This window comes from Rhodococcus sp. SBT000017 (assembly GCF_003688915.1).
In the GTDB taxonomy this organism is placed as follows: domain Bacteria; phylum Actinomycetota; class Actinomycetes; order Mycobacteriales; family Mycobacteriaceae; genus Rhodococcoides.
In genome coordinates, this window is sequence record NZ_REFU01000001.1 from 410,263 (window position 1) to 432,495 (window position 22,233).

Annotated in this window: 22 protein-coding genes; 9 read left to right on the forward strand and 13 right to left on the reverse strand. The window is 65.0% G+C overall.

What is annotated here, in order from left to right:
- Positions 1–22: 22 nt before the first annotated feature.
- Positions 23–1,459 carry a type I glutamate--ammonia ligase gene (glnA, locus tag AYK61_RS01755; protein WP_032368128.1) on the reverse strand — a complete coding sequence of 479 codons (1,437 nt, stop codon included), beginning with the start codon at positions 1,457–1,459 and terminating at the stop codon, positions 23–25.
- Positions 1,460–1,626: 167 nt separating this feature from the next.
- On the opposite strand from glnA, the gene AYK61_RS01760 reads away from it, so the two are divergent.
- Complete coding sequence (locus AYK61_RS01760; RefSeq protein WP_121869575.1) at positions 1,627–2,091, forward strand: RDD family protein; 465 nt, start codon at positions 1,627–1,629, stop codon at positions 2,089–2,091.
- A gap of 40 nt (positions 2,092–2,131) precedes the next feature.
- On the opposite strand, the gene AYK61_RS01765 is transcribed toward AYK61_RS01760, so the two are convergent.
- From AYK61_RS01765 to sucB, 5 genes are all read right to left on the reverse strand, one after another.
- Entirely contained in the window at positions 2,132–2,887 is a 756-nt protein-coding gene (locus AYK61_RS01765; protein ID WP_121869576.1) for a DUF4191 domain-containing protein, read from the reverse strand.
- Between the two features lie 60 nt (positions 2,888–2,947).
- The gene (gene lipA / locus AYK61_RS01770; protein WP_176459221.1) at positions 2,948–3,961 is read right to left on the reverse strand and encodes a lipoyl synthase; all 1,014 of its coding nucleotides are present in this window, start codon (positions 3,959–3,961) and stop codon (positions 2,948–2,950) included.
- Positions 3,962–3,971: 10 nt separating this feature from the next.
- Positions 3,972–4,751 (reverse strand): lipoyl(octanoyl) transferase LipB, encoded by a 780-nt coding sequence (gene lipB / locus AYK61_RS01775; RefSeq protein ID WP_121869577.1) that lies wholly within the window; start codon positions 4,749–4,751, stop codon positions 3,972–3,974.
- Positions 4,752–4,772: 21 nt separating this feature from the next.
- Positions 4,773–5,663 (reverse strand): TIGR01777 family oxidoreductase, encoded by an 891-nt coding sequence (locus tag AYK61_RS01780; RefSeq protein WP_121869578.1) that lies wholly within the window; start codon positions 5,661–5,663, stop codon positions 4,773–4,775.
- Positions 5,664–5,812: 149 nt separating this feature from the next.
- Positions 5,813–7,588, reverse strand: coding sequence for a 2-oxoglutarate dehydrogenase, E2 component, dihydrolipoamide succinyltransferase (gene sucB / locus AYK61_RS01785; RefSeq protein WP_121869579.1), 1,776 nt, complete (start codon positions 7,586–7,588; stop codon positions 5,813–5,815).
- Positions 7,589–7,965: 377 nt separating this feature from the next.
- On the opposite strand from sucB, the gene AYK61_RS01790 reads away from it, so the two are divergent.
- On the forward strand, positions 7,966–8,307 hold the full coding sequence (locus AYK61_RS01790) for an oxidoreductase (protein ID WP_094612934.1): 342 nt from the start codon (positions 7,966–7,968) through the stop codon (positions 8,305–8,307).
- 48 nt (positions 8,308–8,355) lie between these two features.
- On the opposite strand, the gene AYK61_RS01795 is transcribed toward AYK61_RS01790, so the two are convergent.
- Complete coding sequence (locus AYK61_RS01795) at positions 8,356–9,879, reverse strand: leucyl aminopeptidase (RefSeq protein ID WP_121869580.1); 1,524 nt, start codon at positions 9,877–9,879, stop codon at positions 8,356–8,358.
- Between the two features lie 117 nt (positions 9,880–9,996).
- Between AYK61_RS01795 and gcvT the strand changes: the two genes are divergently transcribed.
- Both gcvT and AYK61_RS01805 read left to right on the forward strand, forming a co-directional pair.
- Positions 9,997–11,097, forward strand: a complete 1,101-nt coding sequence (gene gcvT / locus AYK61_RS01800; protein ID WP_121872343.1) for a glycine cleavage system aminomethyltransferase GcvT — start codon at positions 9,997–9,999, stop codon at positions 11,095–11,097.
- Positions 11,098–11,138: 41 nt separating this feature from the next.
- The gene (locus tag AYK61_RS01805; protein WP_121869581.1) at positions 11,139–12,242 is read left to right on the forward strand and encodes a branched-chain amino acid aminotransferase; all 1,104 of its coding nucleotides are present in this window, start codon (positions 11,139–11,141) and stop codon (positions 12,240–12,242) included.
- On the opposite strand, the gene AYK61_RS01810 is transcribed toward AYK61_RS01805, so the two are convergent.
- The 4 genes from AYK61_RS01810 to AYK61_RS01825 are packed head-to-tail and all read right to left on the reverse strand — an operon-like array spanning position 12,239 to position 15,349.
- Positions 12,239–13,000 (reverse strand): adenosylcobinamide-GDP ribazoletransferase, encoded by a 762-nt coding sequence (locus AYK61_RS01810; RefSeq protein ID WP_121869582.1) that lies wholly within the window; start codon positions 12,998–13,000, stop codon positions 12,239–12,241. The genes AYK61_RS01805 and AYK61_RS01810 overlap by 4 nt on opposite strands.
- Positions 13,001–13,002: 2 nt before the next feature.
- The gene (gene cobT, locus AYK61_RS01815; protein WP_121869583.1) at positions 13,003–14,118 is read right to left on the reverse strand and encodes a nicotinate-nucleotide--dimethylbenzimidazole phosphoribosyltransferase; all 1,116 of its coding nucleotides are present in this window, start codon (positions 14,116–14,118) and stop codon (positions 13,003–13,005) included.
- Complete coding sequence (gene cobU / locus AYK61_RS01820; protein ID WP_121869584.1) at positions 14,115–14,684, reverse strand: bifunctional adenosylcobinamide kinase/adenosylcobinamide-phosphate guanylyltransferase; 570 nt, start codon at positions 14,682–14,684, stop codon at positions 14,115–14,117. Before cobU ends, cobT begins: the two co-directional genes overlap by 4 nt.
- A gap of 5 nt (positions 14,685–14,689) precedes the next feature.
- Positions 14,690–15,349: a DUF3043 domain-containing protein gene (locus AYK61_RS01825; protein ID WP_032394419.1), complete on the reverse strand. Its 660-nt coding sequence runs from the start codon at positions 15,347–15,349 to the stop codon at positions 14,690–14,692.
- Between the two features lie 100 nt (positions 15,350–15,449).
- Here AYK61_RS01825 and AYK61_RS01830 point away from each other — a divergent pair, with 100 nt between their 5' ends.
- The 3 genes from AYK61_RS01830 (at position 15,450) to AYK61_RS01840 (ending at position 18,033) form a co-directional block, all read left to right on the forward strand.
- Positions 15,450–16,523, forward strand: a complete 1,074-nt coding sequence (locus AYK61_RS01830; protein WP_121869585.1) for a glycerate kinase — start codon at positions 15,450–15,452, stop codon at positions 16,521–16,523.
- A 65-nt stretch (positions 16,524–16,588) separates the two neighbouring features.
- The gene (locus tag AYK61_RS01835; protein WP_037192882.1) at positions 16,589–16,954 is read left to right on the forward strand and encodes an iron-sulfur cluster assembly accessory protein; all 366 of its coding nucleotides are present in this window, start codon (positions 16,589–16,591) and stop codon (positions 16,952–16,954) included.
- A gap of 104 nt (positions 16,955–17,058) precedes the next feature.
- A complete protein-coding gene (locus tag AYK61_RS01840) occupies positions 17,059–18,033 on the forward strand; it encodes a carbohydrate kinase family protein (protein ID WP_121869586.1) in 975 nt (324 codons plus the stop codon).
- Between the two features lie 48 nt (positions 18,034–18,081).
- Here the strand turns inward: AYK61_RS01840 and asnB are convergent, their stop codons facing one another.
- Positions 18,082–20,010: an asparagine synthase (glutamine-hydrolyzing) gene (gene asnB, locus AYK61_RS01845; RefSeq protein WP_121869587.1), complete on the reverse strand. Its 1,929-nt coding sequence runs from the start codon at positions 20,008–20,010 to the stop codon at positions 18,082–18,084.
- Positions 20,011–20,234: 224 nt separating this feature from the next.
- On the opposite strand from asnB, the gene AYK61_RS01850 reads away from it, so the two are divergent.
- Positions 20,235–21,314: a cytochrome c oxidase subunit II gene (locus AYK61_RS01850; RefSeq protein WP_183130390.1), complete on the forward strand. Its 1,080-nt coding sequence runs from the start codon at positions 20,235–20,237 to the stop codon at positions 21,312–21,314.
- 18 nt (positions 21,315–21,332) lie between these two features.
- The gene (locus AYK61_RS01855) at positions 21,333–21,749 is read left to right on the forward strand and encodes a cytochrome c oxidase subunit 4 (RefSeq protein WP_121869588.1); all 417 of its coding nucleotides are present in this window, start codon (positions 21,333–21,335) and stop codon (positions 21,747–21,749) included.
- A gap of 135 nt (positions 21,750–21,884) precedes the next feature.
- Here the strand turns inward: AYK61_RS01855 and AYK61_RS01860 are convergent, their stop codons facing one another.
- Entirely contained in the window at positions 21,885–22,160 is a 276-nt protein-coding gene (locus AYK61_RS01860; protein WP_121869589.1) for a helix-turn-helix domain-containing protein, read from the reverse strand.
- Between the last annotated feature and the right edge of the window lie 73 nt (positions 22,161–22,233).

Consider the following 22,233-nt stretch of genomic DNA (forward strand, 5'->3'; position numbering starts at 1 on the left):
TTTCAGCGTGAAATCGGGTCGATCACACGTCGTAGTACAGCGAGAACTCGTACGGGTGCGGACGCAGGTTCACCGGAGCGATTTCCTGCTCGCGCTTGAGCGAGATCCAGGTCTCGATCAGGTCGGTGGTGAACACGCCACCCTCGGTGAGGTAGTCGTGATCGGCCTCGAGCCGGTCGATGACCGCGTTCAGCGAGGTCGGTGCCTGAGGAATGTTCTTGGCTTCCTCGGGCGGCAACTCGTAGAGGTCCTTGTCGACCGGTGCCATCGGCTCGATCTTGTTCTTGATTCCGTCCAGACCGGCCATCATCTGAGCGGCGAAGTTCAGGTACGGGTTACCCGAGGAGTCCGGCGCACGGAACTCGAGGCGCTTGGCCTTCGGGTTGTTGCCGGTGATCGGGATACGAACCGCAGCGGAGCGGTTGCGCTGGCTGTAGACCAAGTTGATGGGGGCCTCGTAGCCCGGCACCAGACGGTGGTACGAGTTGATCGTCGGGTTGGTGAATGCCAACAGCGACGGCGCGTGGTGCAGGATGCCGCCGATGTAGTGGCGAGCGAGATCCGACAGTCCGGCGTATCCGGCCTCGTCGTGGAAGAGAGGCTTGCCGTCCTTCCACAGCGACTGGTGCACGTGCATGCCCGAACCGTTGTCGCCGAAGAGCGGCTTCGGCATGAACGTCGCCGACTTGCCGTTCTGCCATGCGGTGTTCTTGACGATGTACTTGAACAGCTGCAGGTCGTCTGCCGCACGAAGCAGCGTGTTGAACTTGTAGTTGATCTCCTGCTGGCCGCCGGTGCCGACCTCGTGGTGCGCACGCTCGAGCTCGAAGCCGGCGTTCTGCAGGTTGGTCGAGATCTGGTCGCGCAGGTCGACGTAGTGGTCGTACGGAGCGACGGGGAAGTAGCCACCCTTGAAACGCACCTTGTAACCGAGGTTCGGGCTGCCGTCGGCCTCGGTCTCGGCTCCGGTGTTCCACCAACCCGAGGACGAATCGACCTCGTAGAACGCACCGTTCGCCTGCGAATCGAAGCGCACGGAATCGAAGATGTAGAACTCGGCCTCGGCACCGAAGTACGCGGTGTCGGCGATGCCGGTGCTGGCCAGGTACTCCTCGGCCTTACGTGCAACGTTGCGCGGGTCGCGGCTGTAGGCCTCACGCGTGAACGGATCGTGAACGAAGAAGTCGATGTTCAGCGTCTTGGCATTGCGGAAGGGATCGACCTGAGCGGTGGCGTAGTCCGGAAGCAGGATCATGTCGGACTCGTGGATCGACTGGAAGCCGCGGACGGACGAACCGTCGAACGCGAGGCCGTCCTCGAGCGTGTCTGCCGTGAACGCCTTGGCGGCGATCGAGAAGTGCTGCTGTGCACCCGGCAGATCCGTGAACCGGATGTCGACGTATTCGATTCCTTCATCTGCGATGAACTTGATGACCTCTTGGGCCGTGGAAAACGCCACGCTTTTGCTCCTTTGTTGAGTCCGTCAACCTGACGTTATGGACTTGGTGTTGCCCGCCCGTCAAGCTCGTGTTTCGCCCGTGTTACGCGTCCTGGCTCACGGCTGGCAGGGACAACAGTACGTCCAGGTGTTTTCCCGTGTGCCCGACCGCGCCTATCCTGGAAATCATGGCACGAATGACAGGGTCCTGGTTGTCCGGACCGGCCTCCGCGAACCCACGTGAACCCCAGAACTTCCGCGGGGAGGAGCTGGGTCTTCCACAGCAGGGCGTCGGCGCGCTGGCCGGTACCGGCCGCAGAGTCCTCGCGTTGCTGCTCGATTGGACGATGGCCACCGGCGTGGCGTCGCTCATTCTCGGTGGATACACCACGAGCGGACTGATCTCGACGATCGTGCTGGCCGTGTGGTTCGGCGTCGGACTGGTGAGCGTCTCGCTGTTCTCGTTCACTCCGGGGCAGTTCATCGTCGGTATTCAGGTGGCACGCATCGACGCACACGCGCGGGTCGGCTTCGTGCGCGCGCTGGTTCGCCAATTGATTCTGCTGTTCGTCGTCCCGGCCGTAGTCACCGACATGGACGGTCGAGGAATGCACGACCGTGCAACGGGAACAGCCCTGCTGCGGACCCGCTGAGGGGTCTGCGCACCAGGGCTGTCCGAGTGGTCGTGAGTGGCTAGCGGCGCTTCATGGTCCGCTGAACACCCTTCATCTTGGCTCCGCCGGGAATGGGTCCCTTCGGCATCGCCGGGCCACCCTTGGTGCCCAGAGCGGACAGCCGCGACTCGATAGTGTCCATGCGCTTGCCGTCGATGTTCTTCGGCAACTTCGACAGGTACTTCTGCAGACCCGAGAGCGGAATCTGGTTCTCTTCGTTTCCGACGATGATGTCGTAGATCGGAGTGTCGCCCACCAAACGGGCGGTTTTCTTCTTCTCCTGAGCCAACAGTGACTTCACGCGATGCGGTGCACCCTCGGCCACGAGAATGACACCGGGCTTGCCGATGACTCGATGCACGGCGTCGAGATGGGTGGTTCCGGCGATCGCATTGGTCACTCGCCACGACCCCTGCAGGTTGTCCAGGGCCCACGCGGCCGCGCCTGCCTGCCCGTCTGCCTTCTTGTACACCGATTTCTGCACGCGGCGACCGAAGATGATGAACGCAACCAGGACGCCCAGGAGCAGTCCGATGGGGAGCAGGAACCACTGGAAGTCGAAGGCCAAGCCGATGAGGAACCCGAGGAGCCCGAGCCCGACCACCGACCCGATCATCAGCGGAAGGAGAACCTTGTCGTCCTTGCGCTGCATCTGAAACGCCTGCCAGAGCTGCTTACGCCGTTCCTTCGATGCCTGCTTGCGCGCCGCCTTGGCAGCCGCTTTTGCTTCCTTGCTGGGCTTTGCTGCTTTGCCAGCCTTACTGCCTTTCGCCATACGTCACAGGATACGTCCTGTGCCGACGCTCACGTGCACCGCGCCGGGTTGGCAAAAGATCTAGCGAGCCGCCAGACGCGCCATCAGCGAACTGGCCTCTTGGGAGGCTTCGCCGCCATCGGTCAGGTGACTCATGCTCTCGGGCAATTCACGGCCGTGATGCGCCATGGCCTGCGCGTAGAGGCGTCCGGCGCGGTAGGAGGAGCGGACCAACGGCCCGGCCAACACACCGGCGAACCCGATTTCGGTCGCGTAATCGGAGTGCTCGACGAACTCCTCCGGCTTGACCCAACGCTCGACCGGATGGTGGCGCGGCGACGGGCGAAGGTACTGGGTGATGGTCAGGATGTCGCAACCGGCTTCGTGCAGATCGCGAATGGCTTCCTGCACCTCTTCCGGAGTCTCGCCCATGCCGAGGATCAGATTGGACTTGGTGACCAGACCGTCGTCGCGGGCCGCGGTGATGACGTCCATCGACCGCTGGTACCGGAAGGCGGGACGGATGCGCTTGAAAATGCGCGGCACCGTCTCGACGTTGTGAGCGAGCACCTCCGGGCGTGAGGAGAAGACCTCGGCCAGCTGATCTGGCTTGGCATTGAAATCGGGGATGAGCAGTTCGACGCCGGTGTTCGGATTGAGCTTCTTGATGTACCGAACCGTTTCGGCATACAGCCACGCGCCGCCGTCCTCGAGATCGTCACGAGCGACGCCGGTGATCGTGGAGTAGCGCAGACCCATGGCCTGCACGCTCTCGGCCACCCGGCGCGGCTCGTCTCGATCGAGATCCTCCGGCTTCCCGGTGTCGATCTGGCAGAAATCGCAACGGCGGGTGCATTGCTCACCGCCGATGAGGAAGGTCGCTTCGCGATCTTCCCAGCATTCGTAGATATTGGGGCAGCCGGCTTCCTCGCACACCGTGTGCAGACCCTCGCGCTTCACAAGACCCTTGAGCTCGGTGTATTCCGGGCCCATCTTGGCTTTGGTCTTGATCCAGTTGGGTTTGCGTTCGATGGGGGTCTCCGCGTTTCGGATCTCGAGGCGGAGCAGCTTGCGTCCTTCTGGGGCCACAGTCACAGCATCGATGCTACGCGCCGAAGCGGACCGTCGTGAACTGCGGGTTGATCGACGCGTCCGCGACCGGCGGATGCTCGATCTCGTGGTCCTGCACGGGCATCGACCCGTCCAGCGCGGCCAGAACCGCCTCGGTGACCGCGGCGGTGACGTCCCCGATGGTGACGTCTCGGTCCAGCTCCAGCGACAGCGACGTCACACCGGCATCGGCGATGCCACACGGCACGATCGCATCGAAACCGGTCATGGCCGCATTGCAGTTCAGCGAGAAACCGTGCAGCGTCACTCCACGCTGAACACGGACTCCGATCGCCGCGATCTTTCGTTCGGGCAGGCACGCGCCGCCGCGCATCTGCGCTGCAAGCCACACCCCGGATCTACCGTCGACGCGCCCGCAGGTGATGCCGTAGGCGGACACGACGGAGATCAGTGCCTCTTCGATGCGGCGTACGTACCGTACGACGTCGATGGGCTGCGCGAGCTTGACGATGGGATACCCCACCAGTTGGCCGGGTCCGTGCCAGGTGATCTTGCCGCCACGATCGACCTCCACGACGGGGGTACCGTCGCGCGGCATGTCTTCCTCGGAGGTACGCCTCCCGGCCGTGTAGACGGACGGATGCTCGAGCAGCAGCAGCGTGTCGGAGCCGGCACCGTCCGCCCGAGCACCGGCCAGCTCGCGCTGCAGTGCCCAGGCCTCGGTGTACTCCACGGTGCCCAACTCTCGCACCACGACCGGCTCGGAGCTCGCGCGTGCCGACACAGCGGCCGGCGAAGAGTTCGCTTCACTCATGAATCGGAACGGTACGCCGCGTCACGAGCCGACGGCCACCCGCAGTGCTTCCCCGATGGTGTTGTGCTCGAAGGTGTAGCCCGCGTCCTCGAGTGCCTTCGGAATTGCCCGTGGCCCGGTCAGAATGGCCTCCTCGGCGAACTCACCGATCACGGCCTTCAACGCGAAGCCGGGCACCACCCATGGGGCCGGTCGATGCACCGCTCGCGACATCGCACTGTTGAACTGGGCGTTGGTCACCGGAGTGGGGCCCACCATGTTGACCGGTCCCCGCAGTGCGTCGTTCTCGATGCCGTGCACGATGGCCCCGATCTCGTCCTCCAACGAAATCCACGGGAAGTATTGACGGCCACTGCCCAATCGCCCGCCGAGAGCGAACAGGTACAGCGGCCGAAGCTTGCCCAGCATGCCGCCGCGCTGCGACAGCACCACACCGCTGCGCAGCATGATCGTGCGAACACCCGCTTCAGACGCCGCAGACGTGGCGTTCTCCCAGTCGCGACATACTTCGGCCAGGAATCCCTCACCGACGGGGGCAGTCTCGTCCACCACCCGGTCGCCGGTGTCGCCGTAGAAGTTGACGCCACTGGCATTGATCAAGGTGGGGACCCCGGCGTCGGCCGCAGCTGCAGCGAGTACCTCGGTCGGGGCGATGCGACTGTCTCGTACCAACTGCTTGTAGGCACCGGACCATCTCTTGTCGCCGATACCGACGCCGCAGAGGTTGACGATGGCGTCGGCACCGTCGAGCGTGGCCGCGTCGATGCTCCCGCGCGACGGATCCCACTGGGACTCGTCCGGTCCGGCAGGCGTGCGCCGAACGAGCCGGGTGACGTCGTGGCTCCGGCCTCGCAATGCCGCGACGAGCGCTGTGCCGATCAATCCTGATGAACCTGCAATGACTACGCGCATGTGAACGAAAGCCTCCTTGACGCAAACGGGGCATCATTCGCGAACGAATGATGCCCCGGATGCACGGTTCGTGCCCCTCTTGTCGAGACTCCGATGCGAATGTTTCGCGCTCTCACCAGAATACGTGAGAGATACGATTCGCCGGTTGCCTACAGACCGAGATCGGCCTCGAACGACGCCACTTCGAGACGCTGCTTGATCGTCGTGAGGAAGCGTCCCGCATCGGCCCCGTCCACCAGGCGGTGGTCGTAGGTGAGCGGCAGGTAGCACATCGAGCGAACACCGATCGACTCGTTGCCCGAGTCGTCCTTGACGACGACCGGACGCTTGACGATCGCACCCGTGCCCAGCATGGCCGCCTGCGGCGGAACCAGGATCGGGGTGTCGAACAGCGCGCCCTGGCTGCCGATGTTGGTGATCGTGAACGTGCCACCGGACAGCTCGTCGGGCTTGAGTCCACCCGAGCGTGCACGGGTGGCGATGTCGTTGATCGCCCGAGCCAGTCCGGCGAGCGACAGGTCGCCTGCATTGTGGATGACGGGGGAGAGCAGACCCTGCTCGGTGTCCACGGCGATACCGAGGTGGACATCGGCGTGGTAGGTGATCTCCTTGGCGTCCTCGTTGATGCTCGCGTTGACGTTGGGGTGCGCCTTGAGAGCCTCCACGACGGCCTTCGCGAAGAACGGCAGGTACGTCAGGTTGACGCCCTCGTTCTCGGCGAACTTCGCCTTCGCCTTGGTACGCAGACCGGCAATCTTCGTCACGTCGACCTCGAAGGTCTGCGTCAGCTGTGCAGAAGTCTGCAGCGACTCACGCGTCTTCTTCGCGGTGATCTGACGAATCCGGTTGATCTTCTGCGTGGTTCCGCGAAGATGCGCGAGCTCCGGGCGAACACCGGCGGTGGCCGGGGCAGCGGGCTTGGATGCGGCGGCAGGCGCAGCAGCGGCAGCCGGAGCGGCCGGAGCCTTCTTGGCCTCGGCTGCGGCGAGCACATCCTGCTTGCGGATGCGGCCACCGACACCGGTGCCCTTCACGGTCGAGAGGTCGACGTCGTTGTCCGACGCCAGCTTGCGCACCAGGGGAGTGACGTACGGGCTGGAATCACCCGACGGTGCCGATTCCTTGGCGGGAGCGGCCTTGGGAGCCTCGGGCTCGGGCTCGGGCTTCGGCTCGGCCTTGGGGGCTTCCTGCTTGGGAGCCTCCTTCTTCGGCTCTTCCTTCTTCGGCTCTTCGGCCTTCGGGGCCTCGGGTTCCGGGGTTGCCTCGGGCTCGGGAGCCTTCTCGGCCGGCGATCCCGATCCGATGACGGCGAGCTGGCCACCGACGGCGACCGTGTCGTCTTCCTCGGCGGAGATCTCGAGCAGGGTTCCGGCGACCGGAGACGGGATCTCGGTGTCGACCTTGTCGGTGGACACCTCGAGCAGCGGCTCGTCGACAGCAACCTCGTCACCGACGGCCTTGAGCCATCGAGTCACGGTGCCTTCGGTGACGGACTCGCCCAACTCGGGCATCGTCACCGGCGTGCCGGATCCGGACGAGTCGGACGATGCACTCGCTGCGGGTGCCTCCTCCTCGGCCTGTGGCTCGGGCTCGGCTGCGGGAGTGGGCTCCTCGGCAGCTTCCTCGGGTGCCGACTCCTCGGCGGGCGCGGCGTCCTCGGCCGGTGCATCGGACGAGGGCGCCTCGTCTGCGTCACCGATCTGGGCGAGCTCGCCACCGATCTCGACGGTGTCGTCTTCCTGAGCGACGATCTTGGTCAGAACACCGGCTGCAGGCGACGGGATCTCGGTATCGACCTTGTCCGTGGAGACTTCGAGCAATGGCTCGTCGACTTCGACGGTGTCGCCTTCTTGTTTGAGCCACCTCGTGACAGTTCCCTCGGTGACGCTCTCACCAAGAGCTGGCATCTGGACGGAGAAGGCCATGTCTGTTGACTCCTCGACAGTTGTATGCGGGTGATGTGGATCGACGACTTGTGGTCGCAGACCATTGTGCTGGCGGAACAGGGTTCATGGACGAGAGTTGGGTGATTCGGTTCGACGGAGGCACCGGTGCACAAGGCACGTATCGAGCAGGTTCCGCTCGACACAGCGCCCACGTCGACACTCCCTCTCGGCAATTCACTTACTCACTTCACGAGCCTTGGTTCACTATCAAGAGAGCTGAACCCTCTAATGTCATCCTTCCATTGTTATCGCCTCGCCGTTCCCCTAGGGCGTGCAACACGCCTGGCAAACTGGCGGGTAACAACATTCCGGCACCAGAACCGGTGATCCATCGGCCGCAAGAAAAGGATGTTCTCGTGGGATTGTTCGATCGACTCAAGCGCAGCGGCGGGGCCGCGAAACGGGCTCCGGAGGGGTCGGTTGCCCAGTACCTGGCCGATTGGACCGACGCGCGAATCGGTGTCGAGGCCTACGTCGAGCCGAAGACGACGGTCACCCCGCTGACCGTCGTGCTGATCGCGAACGACGGCGAATGGACCCGTCGGCCGCTCGATGAAAAATATGCACGAAAGATCGGACCCGACCTGAAGATCCCGGTCTACGACGTGCGCAAGACCGGCTACCCCCAGCGCATGCGTGATCACGACGCCCGCCAGAAGGTCATCAGGAAGCGCGAACAACAGCAGCGCGATCTGTGACCCAGCCCGTGCGTGCGGACGCCGATCCGCACGCACGGACGTTCGCGATCAGCCGTTCTCGGCGATGTCCTCGAGGACCGCGAACATCGTTCGTACGGGAACGCCGGTACCGCCCTTGCCGGTGTAACCGAAGGGTCCACCGGTGTTGTATGCCGGGCCCGCGACGTCGATGTGAGCCCATTCGACTCCGTCGGCGACGAATTCCTTCAAGAACAGAGCGGCAGCGAGCATTCCACCGGCCCGGCCGTTGGTGACGTTCGCCAGATCGGCCACTTTGGAATCGAGTTCGCGTCGGATCTCCTTCGGCAACGGCATCGCCCATGCGTTTTCGCCGATGGCCTGAGAGATCTCGGCGACCCGGTCGCGGAAGTCCTCGGTGCCCATGACCCCTGGCGTTCGATTGCCGAGCGCGACCACCTGAGCACCGGTCAGTGTCGCGGTGTCGATGAGGTAGTCCGGATCGTCCTCGCAGGCACGCACGATCGCGTCGGCCAACACCAACCGGCCTTCGGCGTCGGTGTTGATGACCTCGACCGTGATGCCGCCGTACTGGGTAAGTACATCGCCCGGACGCTGCGCGGTGCCCGACGGCATGTTCTCGGCCATCGGCACGGTCGCAATGACATCGAGTGGCAGATCGACCTTCGCGGCCAGGATCACCGTCGCGATGACCGCAGCGGCACCGCCCATGTCGGAGGTCATGTTCTCCATGCCCGCGGCGGGTTTGATGGAGATGCCGCCGGTGTCGAACGTGATTCCCTTGCCCACCAGGGCGACCTTCTTCGCGCCACGCTTACCGCCCGAGTGCGTCAGGCGAACCAGTCGCGGCAGACGCGAAGAACCCTTGCCGACGCCGTGAATGCCGCCGTAGCCGTCCTTCTCCAGCGTCTTGTCGTCCATGATCTCGACCTTCAGGCCCGCAGCCGTACCGAGAGCCTTGGCCTGCGCCGCGAACTCCTCCGGATAGAGGTGGCTGGGCGGAGTGTTGACGAAATCGCGTGCCACAGCGACGGATTCGGCAATGGCGAGCGATCGTGCCAGCTCGTTCTTGGCTTCCTTGGAGCGGGTGTCGGGAACCAGCAGCTCGACGCGGGTCAGTGGAAGTGCGTCGGACTTCGGTGCCGACAACGTCGACTTGAACTCGGTGAACTGATACGCGCCGAGAAAGAAGCCCTCTGCGGCCGCGCCGAGATCGAGCGCCGACAACGTGGTCGCGGCAGTATCGACGCCCTTGAGTGCGCGAGCTGCGGTACCGGCCGACTGCCGGATCCGCTCGCTGTCGATGTCGGCTGCGCTGCCGAGGCCGACCGCCAGCACGCTGTCCACGGACAGCCCCGACGGTGCCGGAATGCGCACCAGCTCGTCGGCCTTTCCGGTGGCACCGACGGATTCGAGAGCGTCGAGCAGCGCCGCAGCTATGGCGTCGTCGGAAATGTCGTCGGTGATGGCGAGTTCGAGGCCGTCGTCACTGGTACTCAGCGCGACGACGAGAACGTCGACTTTCTTACCGAGCTTGCCCGCGAGGACCAGGTCGGGTCCGAGAGTGCGGGAAGGCGTCGAGGGTGAAGGCACGTGGCTGCTCCTGTAGGGGTTGACGTGTACGTACCTCGATCCTAATGACGAGTCGTCGAGGGACGCAGTCGGTCTGCCGGGCCCGCAACGGCCGCGATGTGAGCTAGCGTGACCGCCATGACCGACACCGAGTTGATCGAGGGACCACTTCACGCCGTGCACACCGAATTGGGCGCGACATTCGCACCTTTCGGCGGCTGGACCATGCCGGTGTCGTACGCCGGAGTCGTCGTCGAGCACACGGCGGTGCGAGAGGCCGTTGGCCTGTTCGATGTCGGGCATCTCGGCAAGGCGTCGGTGACAGGCCCCGGAGCCGCCGCGTTCGTGAACTCCGTGCTCACCAACGATCTGAACCGAATCGAACCGGGCAAGGCGCAGTACACCCTGTGCTGCACCGAATCCGGCGGTGTCGTAGACGACCTGATTGCGTACTACGTCTCGGACGAGAACGTCTTTCTGGTGCCGAACGCAGCCAACACGGCGGCCGTCGTCGCGGCAATGGCCGAGCAGGCACCCGAAGGGGTGTCGGTGGTGAACCAGCACCGCGAGTTCGGAGTGCTTGCCGTGCAGGGACCGAAATCGACCGAGGTCCTGCAGGAGCTCGGCTTGCCGACCGACATGGACTACATGGCATTCGAGGACGCCACCTGGAATTCGGTTGCGGTCCGCGTCTGCCGGACCGGATACACCGGCGAACACGGCTACGAGCTCGTTCCCCCCGCGGGAGATGTGGAACCGCTCTTCCGGGCACTCATGGCTGCAGTGCGATCGCGCGGAGGGCAGGTGTGCGGGCTCGGTGCACGCGATACGTTGCGTACCGAGATGGGATACCCGTTGCACGGACACGAACTGGCACTGGACATCTCGCCACTCGAGGCTCGCTGCGGCTGGGCGATCGGGTGGAAGAAGGACGCGTTCTGGGGCAAGGAAGCCCTGTCCACCGAGAAGGCGAGCGGACCGGCGCGAGTGCTGCGCGGACTGAAGGCCCTCGACCGCGGTGTGCTGCGCCCGGGCCTGGCCGTCGGGGCGTCGGGACAGCAGATCGGAACGACGACGTCCGGCACGTTCTCTCCGTCGCTCAAGATCGGAATCGCCCTCGCCCTGCTCGACGCGGAAGCCGCACCGGAGGTGGGCACGGAGGTCGAGGTCGACGTTCGTGGCCGAGCGCTGCGCTGCGAAGTGGTCGCGCCGCCGTTCGTCGCAGCGAAGACCAGGTGACCGCGCGAGAGCGCAGCGGCCTTGACGATAGGATCTCCGGCATGACAGGTGTTTCCGAGTTCGCGTACGTGCAGCATCCCTCTCCCACCACTCCCGTGGAGCGCGACGCGGTGCTCGCTGCACCCGGTTTCGGAAAGCACTTCACCGATCACATGGTGTACATCGACTACACCCGTGACGGTGGATGGCACGATGCGACGATCGCGCCCTACGGGCCGATCGAGCTCGACCCCGCCGCGATGGTGCTGCACTACGGCCAGGCCATTTTCGAAGGACTCAAGATCTACCGTCAGCCGAACGGCGACCTGTCGACCTTCCGGGTGCACTCCAATGCCGAGCGCTTCCGCTTCTCGGCACGCCGTCTGGCAATGCCGGAGTTGCCGGACGAGCTGTTCATCGGATCGATCGAGAAGCTTCTCGAATTCGACCACGACTGGGTCCCCGCAGCAGGCGGCGAAGACGCGCTGTACGTGCGGCCGTACATGTTCTCCACCGAGGCCGGGCTGGGCGTGCGCCCCGCCGACTCGTACCGCTACATGCTGATCGCCTCGCCCGCGGGCGCGTACTTCCCCCGGGGCGTAAAGCCGGTGAGCGTCTGGCTGTCCACCGAGTACGTCCGGGCGGCACCGGGCGGCACCGGTGCGGCGAAGTTCGCCGGCAACTACGCCGCGTCGCTCCTCGCGCAGGCGCAGGCCAGCGACGAGGGATGCGATCAGGTGGTCTGGCTCGACGCGACCGAGCGCCGCTACGTCGAGGAAATGGGCGGCATGAACCTGTTCTTCGTCTTCGGCTCGGGCTCCGATGCCCGCCTGGTGACGCCGTCGCTGTCCGGATCACTTCTGCCCGGCATCACCCGCGACTCGCTGCTGGCCCTGGCGACCGACGCAGGCATCCCCGTCGAAGAGCGGCGGATCTCCACCGAGGAGTGGCGCAAGGGTGCCGACTCCGGCGAGATCACCGAGGTGTTCGCCTGCGGCACAGCAGCCGTCATCACACCGGTTGGCAGCGTCAAGTCCACCGAGGGAACGTTCGAGATCGCAGGCGGCGAGCCCGGCGAGATCACGCTTGCACTGCGCGACACGCTCACCGGCATTCAGCGCGGAACGTTCGCCGATACGCACGGCTGGATGACCACGCTCCGCTAGCTCCCCAGGAGCAGACCGACCGCGGCCAGCGCGGTGGTGGACTCGATCCCGGCTCCGAGCACGTCGCCGGAGAGCCCGCCGAAGCGTCGGACGCAGTGCCGGGTGGCCACCGTACCGAGCGCCAGCACGGCGATGACCACCAGCGGTCCCTGCCACGGGTGGTCGGCCCGTGCGAACACCGAGATCGCCACTGCGACAAGCACCCACAGCACCGGAGCCACGTTCGACTGCGTACCTGCCACGAGCGCACCGAAACCGTTCGGCGACGACGCGTCCGTGCCCCGGCGGCAGGCGAGCACCACCGACACCCGGCCGACGACCGGGACGACCGCGATGGCCCACCACAGCTGCTGGTGCGCGAGCTGGCCCAGGCTCGCGGCCTGAACTGCCAGAACGAGTGCGATGGTCGCAACTCCGAACGGCCCGGCACTGCCGGACTTCATGACTTCTCGCGCGCGCTCGGGAGGTCCGTAACAGCCGAGTCCGTCTGCGGTATCGGCCAAGCCGTCGAGATGCATACCCCGAGTGAGCAGTGCCGAGGCGCCGACGGCGATCAGTCCGCCGAGCAGTGGCGACAGTCCGGCCGCGATCGACACCCACAGCAGTGCGGCGGAGATACCACCGAGGGTGAGGCCGACGAGCGGAGTGAAAGCGATCGCCCGGCCGGCGGAGTGCCTGTCGACGTCCTCGGGGCCGCGCACGGGCAGCACGGTCAGCCAGGAGAACGCGAGCGCCAGTGAATCGGCTCGCTTGCGCACCGTCAGTGCTCTTCGATGGTGCTGCGGGCTTCGATGCTGCTGTGGGTTTCGCTGTCGCCGGTACTGACACCGGAGTCGGCGAAGGTGGCCATCGAATTCAAGGTGCCGACGCCCGCACGAACCAGAGGCAACGCCGCCAACGCACCCGAGCCTTCGCCGAGACGCATCTCCAGCTCCACGATCGGTTCGAGACGCAAGTGCCGCAACGCAAGTGAATGTGCAGGCTCGGCCGAACGATGCCCGGCCACCCACCAGCTGCGTGCCCCGGCTGCCGCGTCCTCGGCCACCAGAGCGGCCGCGGTCACCACGAGGCCGTCCAGAATCACCGGGGTTCGCCGATGTGCGGCCTGGGCGAGAAAGCCGGCGAGGGCCGCGATGTCGGCACCGCCCGCGACCCGCAGCAGGTCGGTGGGGTTCTTCGCGACCGGTCGTGCTCGACGCATCGCGTCCCGGATCGCTGCGGTCTTCCTTATCCACCCCGCATCGTCGATTCCAGTGCCGCGGCCGACCGCGGCAACCGGTTCGGTATCGGTCAGGGTGGCGATCAATACCGTTGCAGGAGTGGTGTTTCCGATGCCCATGTCGCCTGCGATGAGAAGATCCGCGCCGGCGTCCACTTCTTCGTCGGCGATGGCGGCTCCGGCAGCAATCGCGGCCCGAACCTCGTCCTCGGTCAGTGCATCCTCGCGGTCGATGGACCCGCTGGACCGTCGAATCTTGAACGCGGACACAGAAGAATCCGTATCGGCGTCGACCGCGATGTCGACAACCCGAACCGCAGCACCGGCGATATCGGCGAGCACGTTGACCGCGGCACCGCCGGCCCGGATGTTCTCGACCATCTGGGCCGTCACCTCTGGAGGGTAAGCAGACACTCCGTGCGCAGCGACGCCGTGATCGCCGGCGAAGACGACAACACGCACTCGTTCGAGAGACCGCGGCGGGCAGGAGTCCTGGCAGGCCGCGATCCACTCACCGAGCGCCTCGAGGCGACCGAGGCTTCCGGCAGGCTTGGTCAATTCCCCTTGCCGGTCCACCGCAGCCGATCGAGCCGAGTCCGACGGAGCGGTCACCGGACGAAACGGCGACGCCGAATCTTCTTTCGAAAGAATTGTCACACTGTGCCTTTCGCGGTGATGAAGTCCGCCGGAGGTTCCTTGAGGGTCAGCGCGAGTCCTGCGACGACCAGCAGAACCCTGTCACACACCGCGGCAAGCCGAGAATTGAGCAATCCCAGCTCGTCTCGGAAGAGGCGACCGGAACGGGATTCGGGTACCACGGACAGGCCGACCTCGGGGCTGACGAGCACGAGGGGGGACGTGCAGTCCGCGACCGCTCCGACCAGGTTGTCGACAGCCGGTGCGATCGTGCCGCGGGGGAGCTCCCAGGCCTGCGCGTCGTCGAGCATTCCCGTCAGCCACGTTCCGAGATCGTCGACGACGGTGGTGCCGTCCCACGGCTGCGTGACGACACCGGCCAGTGACGTGACGGTCTCGACGGTGGACCAGTGTTTCGGTCTCGACGCGCGATGCCGGTCGATACGACGCTGCCAGTCCTCGTCGGTCGCGTCCCGCCTCCCGGTGGCGAGGTAGCGCACCGGCTCGAGAACGGCAAGCGATTCGGCGTGCCCGGACTTGCCCGATCTGGCTCCACCGAGCACGAGGGTTCGTCTCGGTTCGCCCACCGACGTCAGACGGCCTCGCCGGCGCTGACTCGCGGCTTCGGTGCGCGCATCTTGCGGATCTGGGACGCGCGGACGAAGGCGTACCAGCCGATCTTGAAACCGCCGTCGGTGGTCTCGGGGAACCGCACCCGGATCTTGTTGTTGATCATCTTGCCGAGGTAGATGCCCTCACCGACCATGAAGAGCATCATCACGAACATGCCGAGGGTGACGTACTGCTGCACCTGAGGCTGCAGGAACAACGCGAAGATCAGGATCAACGCGAGCGGCATGAACAGGCCCACGAGGTTGCGTCGCGCGTCGACGATGTCGCGCACGTATGCGCGCACCGGACCCTTGTCGCGGGGGAGCAGATACTTGTCGTCGCCCGCGAGCATGCGTGCGCGTCGTTCGGCTGCGGCGGCGCGTCGCTCGTTGGAGGCCGCCTTGCGATCTTCCTTGCTGCCCTTGTTCGCCTTGCGACGCTCGCGTGCCTCTTTGCTCGTAAGGGGAGCAGGAGCGACAGGTCCGCGACGCCGCGCCTCGGCATCACGGCGCTTGGGGGTCGGCCGGCCCTTGCCGAGAGACACCGAAGAGGTCGCGTCGCTCCCGGCCGTCGTCGACTCGGATTCGTTCGAGTCGTTTCCGTCCGAATTGTCAGAGTTTCCACGGCGTAGCAGCTTCACGCACTCAGAGTATGGGATGGCTCGTCGGTATCGAACACCGGCCAGGTCAGCGGGGAAACACCGGATGCCGTTCCGGCGCGGCCGCCCTAGACTTCCGACGATGCGAGTGATGATTGCGCCGGATTCGTTCGGAGACACCCTGACGGCCGCGGCCGCGGCAGATGCCATCGCCAGGGGATGGGCCTCGGTTCGTGAGACCGACGAACTCGAACTCGCGCCCCAATCCGACGGCGGCCCCGGCTTCGTCGAGGTCTTGGCCTCGCGCATCGGCACCGTGCAGTTCGCGGACGTGGACGGGCCCCACGGCAACCCGGTACGTGCCCAGTGGCTGCTCGACGGTACGGCGGCGTACATCGAATCGGCTCAGGCCTGCGGACTGCATCTGCTCGACGGGCCGCCCACCCCACTCTCCGCACTGAAGGCGAGCAGCTACGGCGTCGGTCAGCTGCTGGGCGCCGCCCTCGACGCCGGGGCCCGAACGGTGTTCGTCGGACTCGGCGGAAGTAGCTGCAGCGACGGCGGGCGCGCGATGATTCGTGCGCTGGGCGGTCTCGGATCGGCAGTCGCGCGGTTGTCGGACATCGACCTCGTCGCCGCGTCGGACGTGGAGAACCCGCTGCTGGGCGACGTCGGTGCGGCCCGAGTGTTCGGCCCACAGAAGGGTGCCGACGAAGACACGGTCGCTCGGCTCGAGGAATCGAACAGCGATTGGGCCGCAGTGCTCTCCGCCGCCGGCCATGACGTGGCAGATCGACCCGGCGCCGGAGCCGCAGGCGGTCTGGGCGCGGCCCTGTTCGCACTCGGTGGCAGGCAGCTCCCCGGCGCCGTCGTGGTGGCCGAACGAACCGGGCAGCAGGAACTGCTGGACTCCGTCGACCTGGTGCTGACCGGTGAGGGCAAATTCGACTCGCAATCGCTGCGAGGCAAGTTGGTGACCAGAATCGCTGCAGCGGGCGGCGCGACCGGTCTCGACACGATCGTGCTCGCGGGACAGGTCACGTTGACCGAGGACGAACTGGACTCGGCGGGTATCTCGGCTGCGCACTCGATCACCGAGTTCGCGGGATCGGTGGAGCTGGCGATGTCCGACGCGGCGAACCAGCTCGAACAGCTGGCCGCGCGCGTCGCGGCCGACGTGGCCGACTCTGCTGTGCAACCGAGGCGGCGAGCGTGAGGAATAGAGCCACCGGGAGTACGGTTGAGTAGTTCACGGGTTTGTACGACTGATAGGGAGAGCCCATGACCGTCTCGAACGAAACCACAACGACCGAAACCACAGCGCACAAGGTCACCATGACGGAGACCGCGTCGACCAAGGCCAAGGCGTTGCTGGACCAAGAAGGCCGCGACGACCTCGCGCTGCGCATCGCCGTGCAGCCAGGTGGTTGCGCAGGACTGCGCTACCAGCTCTTCTTCGACGACCGAAGCCTCGACGGCGACCTCGCGGTCGACTTCAACGGCGTCACCCTCGCAGTGGACCGGATGAGCGCCCCGTACGTGGAGGGTGCATCCATCGACTTCGTGGACACGATCGAGAAGCAGGGCTTCACGATCGACAACCCGAACGCCACGGGATCGTGCGCGTGCGGCGACTCGTTCAACTGAGCTGACTCGTACTCGACTGTGACCGATACACGCATGCGTGTATCGGTCACAGTCGTGTCTGCCCATCAGCTCCCCAGCATTTACGAACCGAAAGGCCCTCCTTCGTGACTCTCGCGGTATCCGGCTCGATAGCGACCGACCATCTGATGCGATTCTCCGGACGGTTCGCCGAGCAGATCGTCGCCGACCAGCTCTCGAACATCTCGTTGAGCTTTCTGGTCGACGATCTGGTCATCCGCAAGGGAGGCGTCGGCGGAAACATCGCGTACGCACTCGGAGTTCTCGGCGGTTCGCCACTGCTCGTCGGAGCTGTGGGACCGGACTTCGCCGAATACCGGACCTGGCTCGAAGAGCACGGAGTCGACTGCAGTGGCGTGAGTGTGTCCGCCACCGCCCACACTGCCCGCTTCGTCTGCACCACGGACGAGGACATGGCGCAGATCGCGTCGTTCTACCCCGGCGCGATGAGCGAGGCCCGCGATATTTCCATCGAGGCCCTCGCAGCGCAGCACGAGATGGACCTGGTTCTGATCGGTGCCAACGACCCCGACGCCATGACGGCGCACACGGCCCAGTGCCGCGCGGCCGGCATCCCGTTCGCGGCCGACCCGTCGCAGCAGCTCGCCCGACTCGACGCCGCGCAGGCTACCGACTTGATCGACGGTGCCGCGTACCTGTTCACCAACGAGTACGAATGGGCCCTCCTCAAGCAGAAGACCGGCATGTCCGACGCAGACATCGCGGCGAAGGTGGATCTGCGAATCACCACCCTGGGTAAGCGCGGCGTCGACATCGTCGCCAAGGGCGGCGAACACACCCACATCGGTGTCGTACCCGAGACGAGCAAGGTCGACCCGACCGGTGTCGGCGACGGCTTCCGAGCAGGTTTCCTCACGGCGCACATGGGCGGAGCCAGCATCGAACGTGCAGCGCAACTCGGTTCGCTCGTGGCCGTGTTGGTACTCGAGACCACCGGCACTCAGGAATGGGAGCTCAACCGCGACGACGCGATCAAGCGTCTGACCGCGGCCTACGGTGCCGAAGCGGGCGAGGAGATCGGGGCGCTGCTCTCAGTCTGAGGCCGATCTCGCCGCCCCGATGTATCAGGGGCGGCGAGGTGACGTCGATCAGATGTTGACCGGGTACTCCGGTTCGGCGATCTGCGGCACGATGCGCTTCTCGACGAAGATCCCGTGCCACACCATGAAGATCAGCAGCGTCCACAGTCGACGGCTGTGATCGGACTTGCCGGCGCGGTGGTCGTCGAGCATGGCGACGACGGCGGCCTTGTTCAGCAGGTGATCGGTCTGCGAATCGGCGATCTGCTGGTGCGCCCAGTCGAAGAGTTCCGTGCCACGCAGCCAATGGCGCAGTGGCACAGGGAATCCCAGCTTGGCGCGATGCAGTACATGACCGGGAACGATTCCCTCGAGTGCCTGACGCAGAGCGTACTTGGTGGTGCTCTTGGTGATCTTCTGCTCGAGCGGGAGCTTCTCGGCGACCTTGTAGACCTCGGAGTCCAGGAACGGGACTCGCAGCTCGAGTGAGTTCGCCATGGTGATCTTGTCTGCCTTGACCAGAATGTCGCCGCGCAACCAGGTGAACAGATCCAGGTGCTGCATACGAGCCACCGGATCCCATCCCTGCGACTGCGCGTAGATCGGCGCGGTGACGTCCTGATGGGTCCACTCGGATCGGAACTCACGCAACACCGAACGCAACTGCGCGTCGTTGAAGCTGCGAGCGTTGCCGTAGTACCGCTCTTCGAGAGTCATCGACCCACGGTTGAGCAGGCTCTTGCCGCGCGTGCCCTCCGGGATTCGCTCGCTCAACGAGCCGGCCGCACGTCGAAGGAAGGCGGGAAGCGACTCGAACGGCTTCAACGACAGCGGTTCGCGGTAGATGGTGTAGCCGCCGAACAACTCGTCCGCACCTTCACCGGAGAGCACGACCTTCACGTGCTTGCGTGCTTCCTTGGCGACGAAGTACAGCGGCACCAACGCAGGGTCGGCCACAGGATCGTCCAGATACCAGACGATCTCGGGGATGGACGCTGCGAACTCTTCGGGCCCGACGACCTTCACGATGTGCCGGGCACCGATGGCGGCCGCCGACTCCGCTGCCACGTCGACCTCGGAGTAGCCCTCGCGCTCGAATCCGGTGGTGAACGTGATCAGGTCGGGATTGTGACGAATCGCCAGAGCCGCGATGGCCGTCGAATCGATGCCGCCGGAGAGAAACGAGCCGACGGTGACGTCGGCGCGCATGTGTTTGGCAACCGAGTCCTCGAGTGCCTCGGCGATCTCCTGGTAGCGCGCCTTCTCGCTGCCGGGCGCGAAGGGCTGCACCGGAAACTTCGGTGTGAAGTACCGGGTGACCTTCGCCGGCGTACCGGGGGACAGGGTGGCATAGCAACCGGATTCGAGCCGACGAACGCCTGCGTGCAGGGTTTCGGGCTCGGGGACGTACTGCAGCACGGTGTAGTGCTCGATGGCGCGCGGGTCGAGATCTGTGTCGACTCCGAGCAGCTCCATCAGCTCGAGCACGCTCTTCTTCTCACTACCGAACGCGGTGCCGCCAGGACCGGTGGCCAGGAACAGCGGCTTGATGCCGAAGGGATCGCGGGCGATGAACATCTCGCGGGTCTCGGTGTCCCAGACGGCGAATGCGAACATGCCTCGCAGTCGCTGTACTGCAGCAGGGCCCCAGTAGTGGAAGGCCGCGACGATCGACTCGCTGTCACCCTCGGTGGTGAACTCGGCACCGTGGTCGCGAGCCAGTTCGGCGCGCAGTTCCAGATAGTTGTAGATCTCGCCGTTGAAGACGAGCGCGTACCGGTTCGGTGACTCGGGCGGACCCCAACGCATCGGCTGATGGGAGTGTTCGATGTCGATGAAGGACAACCGATTGAAGCCGTAGACGACGTCGTCGTCGTGCCAGGTGCCACCGGGCTCGTCCGGACCGCGGTGTCGCATGCAATGGGTCGCCGAAGCCACGAGTTCGACTCCGGCGGCGGTCGTTCCGTGAGACGTGAGTACTCCGAGCAGTCCACACACAGCGTCTGCTACCTCTTCTCGCAGTTGGGGACAGTGCAGGGGTCCTGGTCTCCGCGAGTGTCGTCAGCGGGACTGTAGATCAGGATCCGAGTATGCCGCAGACACGCTCGGACGTAGGTAACGACCCAAGGGTGGTTCTCCGCCGGCTTTGGTCTACGCTGCGTAGTACTCGGGCATCTCCATGTGGAAGCCCTTATTCTTCAGTGGTGGGCAATCAGGAAGGCGTGAACGTGGCGCAGAGTCGGATCCTTCGGCGAGCGGGGCTGACAGCATTTCTCGGTGTAGCCGCGTTGATGCTGTCGGGCTGTTCCATCAGCAGCGACAACGTACTCAATTTCGGTTTCGCCTCGGGCGTCACCCCTCAGGGGCGACGCATCGGCGACCTGTGGACGTGGTCGGTCATTGCAGCCCTGGTCATGGGCATCATCGTGTGGGTTCTCATCTTCTGGGTGGTGCTGTTCCACCGCAAGAAGAAGAGCTCACCGGAGTTCCCCCGCCAGACGGCCTACAACGTACCGCTCGAGCTGTTCTACACGGCGGTTCCGTTCGTGATCATCGCCGTGCTGTTCTACTTCACCGTCGTGGTGCAGAACTACGTCGACGAGAAGCAGGCCGATCCCGACGTCCAGGTCGATGTCACGGCGTACCAGTGGAACTGGAAGTTCGGGTACCGGACCATCGATCTCAAGGACGGTGCCGCGAAGTACGAGGGCACCGACGAGGAAGAGCAGGCTGCCGCCGAGGCCGCCGCCACCCCGGGTGAAGGTGCCGAGGGCAGCGAGGACGGTGAGTTCGTTCCGGGACCGATCAACGGAGCATCCACGCAGGATCTGTCGTACCTGCACTACAACAAGATCGAAACGGTCGGCTCCAGCGAAGAGATCCCGGTGCTTGTTCTGCCGACCGGCAAGCGCATCGAGTTCGTGCTCGCGTCCTCGGACGTCATCCACGGATTCTGGGTTCCGGAATTCCTGTTCAAGCGTGACGTTCTCCCGAACCCCGAGGAGAACCACTCCGACAACGTCTTCCAGATCAGCGAAATCGAACGCGAAGGCTCCTTCGTCGGACGGTGCACCGAGATGTGTGGCACCTTCCACTCGATGATGAACTTCGAGGTTCGTGCCGTCTCTCCGGAGCGGTTCGAGCAGTACATCGAGCTTCGCAAGCCCCTGTCCGAAGGCGGAGAAGCGCTGACCAACGCGCAGGCACTCGAAGCCATCGGCGAGAGCCCCCTCGCAACGAGCACCGCGCCGTTCGCGACCGACCGCACCCTCCGAACAGCCGCTGTCGCTGAAGGCAACTGACCAAGGAAGCATGCTGATATGAAAATCGAAGCCAAGATCTTCGAAATCCTCACTGTCTTCTTCCTCCTGGTCGGCATCGTGTACACGTTGTTCACGGGCCTGAGCCGCACAGGAGTGGAGTGGGCAGGAGTCACCGCGATCTTCCTGTCGGTGGGTCTGACACTGATCATCGGTACCTACTTCAGGTTCGTCGCCCGACGCCTCGACACACGCCCCGAGGACTTCGACGACGCCGAGGTGAGCGACGGTGCAGGCGACTTGGGCTTCTTCAGCCCCGGCAGCTTCTGGCCGATCGTGCTGGCGGCCTTCGCAGCCGTCACCGCCATCGGCTTCGCCTTCTTCCAGCCGTGGCTCATCGCGCTGGGCGTCGTGTGCGTCATCGTTGCGGCGGCAGGTTTGGTCTTCGAGTACCACGTAGGTGCCGAGCGCCACTGACTTCCACCAGTTGCACCAGAAAAGGGCCCCGGTCGTTCTCACGAGCGACCGGGGCCCTTTTCTGCTGTTTGGACCACAGGCCGGACGGAATGGTCGACTCACGGCGCTGTGAGGTGAACGGGAGAGGTGGAGCCCTCAGGAGACGTCGGCCTCCGAGTGGGGCCGAACGGAGCTGGACGTCGAATCGGCAAGCGAATCGAGAGAGATGTTCAGCGCACCGCACAACGCGGCGACGGTGAAGAATGCAGGCGTCGGAATTCGGCCGGTCTCGATCTTTCGCAGAGTTTCGACCGAGATGCCGGCCGTATCGGCGACGTCGGTCATGGTTCGGCCACCACGGGCATGACGGAGAGCAGAGCCGAGCCTGGCACCTCGGGCGAGTTCGCCGGGGGTGAGGGGAATACGGACCATGAGACCGATAGTAATACCGGTTGTGGCGAACCCCTGAGCCGAGATCGGTCGATACACCGGGCGGGTCATCCGC

Coding starts and splice junctions, on each gene's coding strand:
- AYK61_RS01760 (WP_121869575.1), top strand. CDS start 1,627: ATGGCACGAATGACAGGGTCCTGGTTGTCCGGACCGGCCTCCGCGAAC.
- AYK61_RS01765 (WP_121869576.1), bottom strand. CDS start 2,887: ATGGCGAAAGGCAGTAAGGCTGGCAAAGCAGCAAAGCCCAGCAAGGAA.
- lipB (WP_121869577.1), bottom strand. CDS start 4,751: ATGAGTGAAGCGAACTCTTCGCCGGCCGCTGTGTCGGCACGCGCGAGC.
- AYK61_RS01780 (WP_121869578.1), bottom strand. CDS start 5,663: ATGCGCGTAGTCATTGCAGGTTCATCAGGATTGATCGGCACAGCGCTC.
- sucB (WP_121869579.1), bottom strand. CDS start 7,588: ATGGCCTTCTCCGTCCAGATGCCAGCTCTTGGTGAGAGCGTCACCGAG.
- gcvT (WP_121872343.1), top strand. CDS start 9,997: ATGACCGACACCGAGTTGATCGAGGGACCACTTCACGCCGTGCACACC.
- AYK61_RS01805 (WP_121869581.1), top strand. CDS start 11,139: ATGACAGGTGTTTCCGAGTTCGCGTACGTGCAGCATCCCTCTCCCACC.
- AYK61_RS01830 (WP_121869585.1), top strand. CDS start 15,450: ATGCGAGTGATGATTGCGCCGGATTCGTTCGGAGACACCCTGACGGCC.
- AYK61_RS01835 (WP_037192882.1), top strand. CDS start 16,589: ATGACCGTCTCGAACGAAACCACAACGACCGAAACCACAGCGCACAAG.
- AYK61_RS01855 (WP_121869588.1), top strand. CDS start 21,333: ATGAAAATCGAAGCCAAGATCTTCGAAATCCTCACTGTCTTCTTCCTC.
- AYK61_RS01860 (WP_121869589.1), bottom strand. CDS start 22,160: ATGGTCCGTATTCCCCTCACCCCCGGCGAACTCGCCCGAGGTGCCAGG.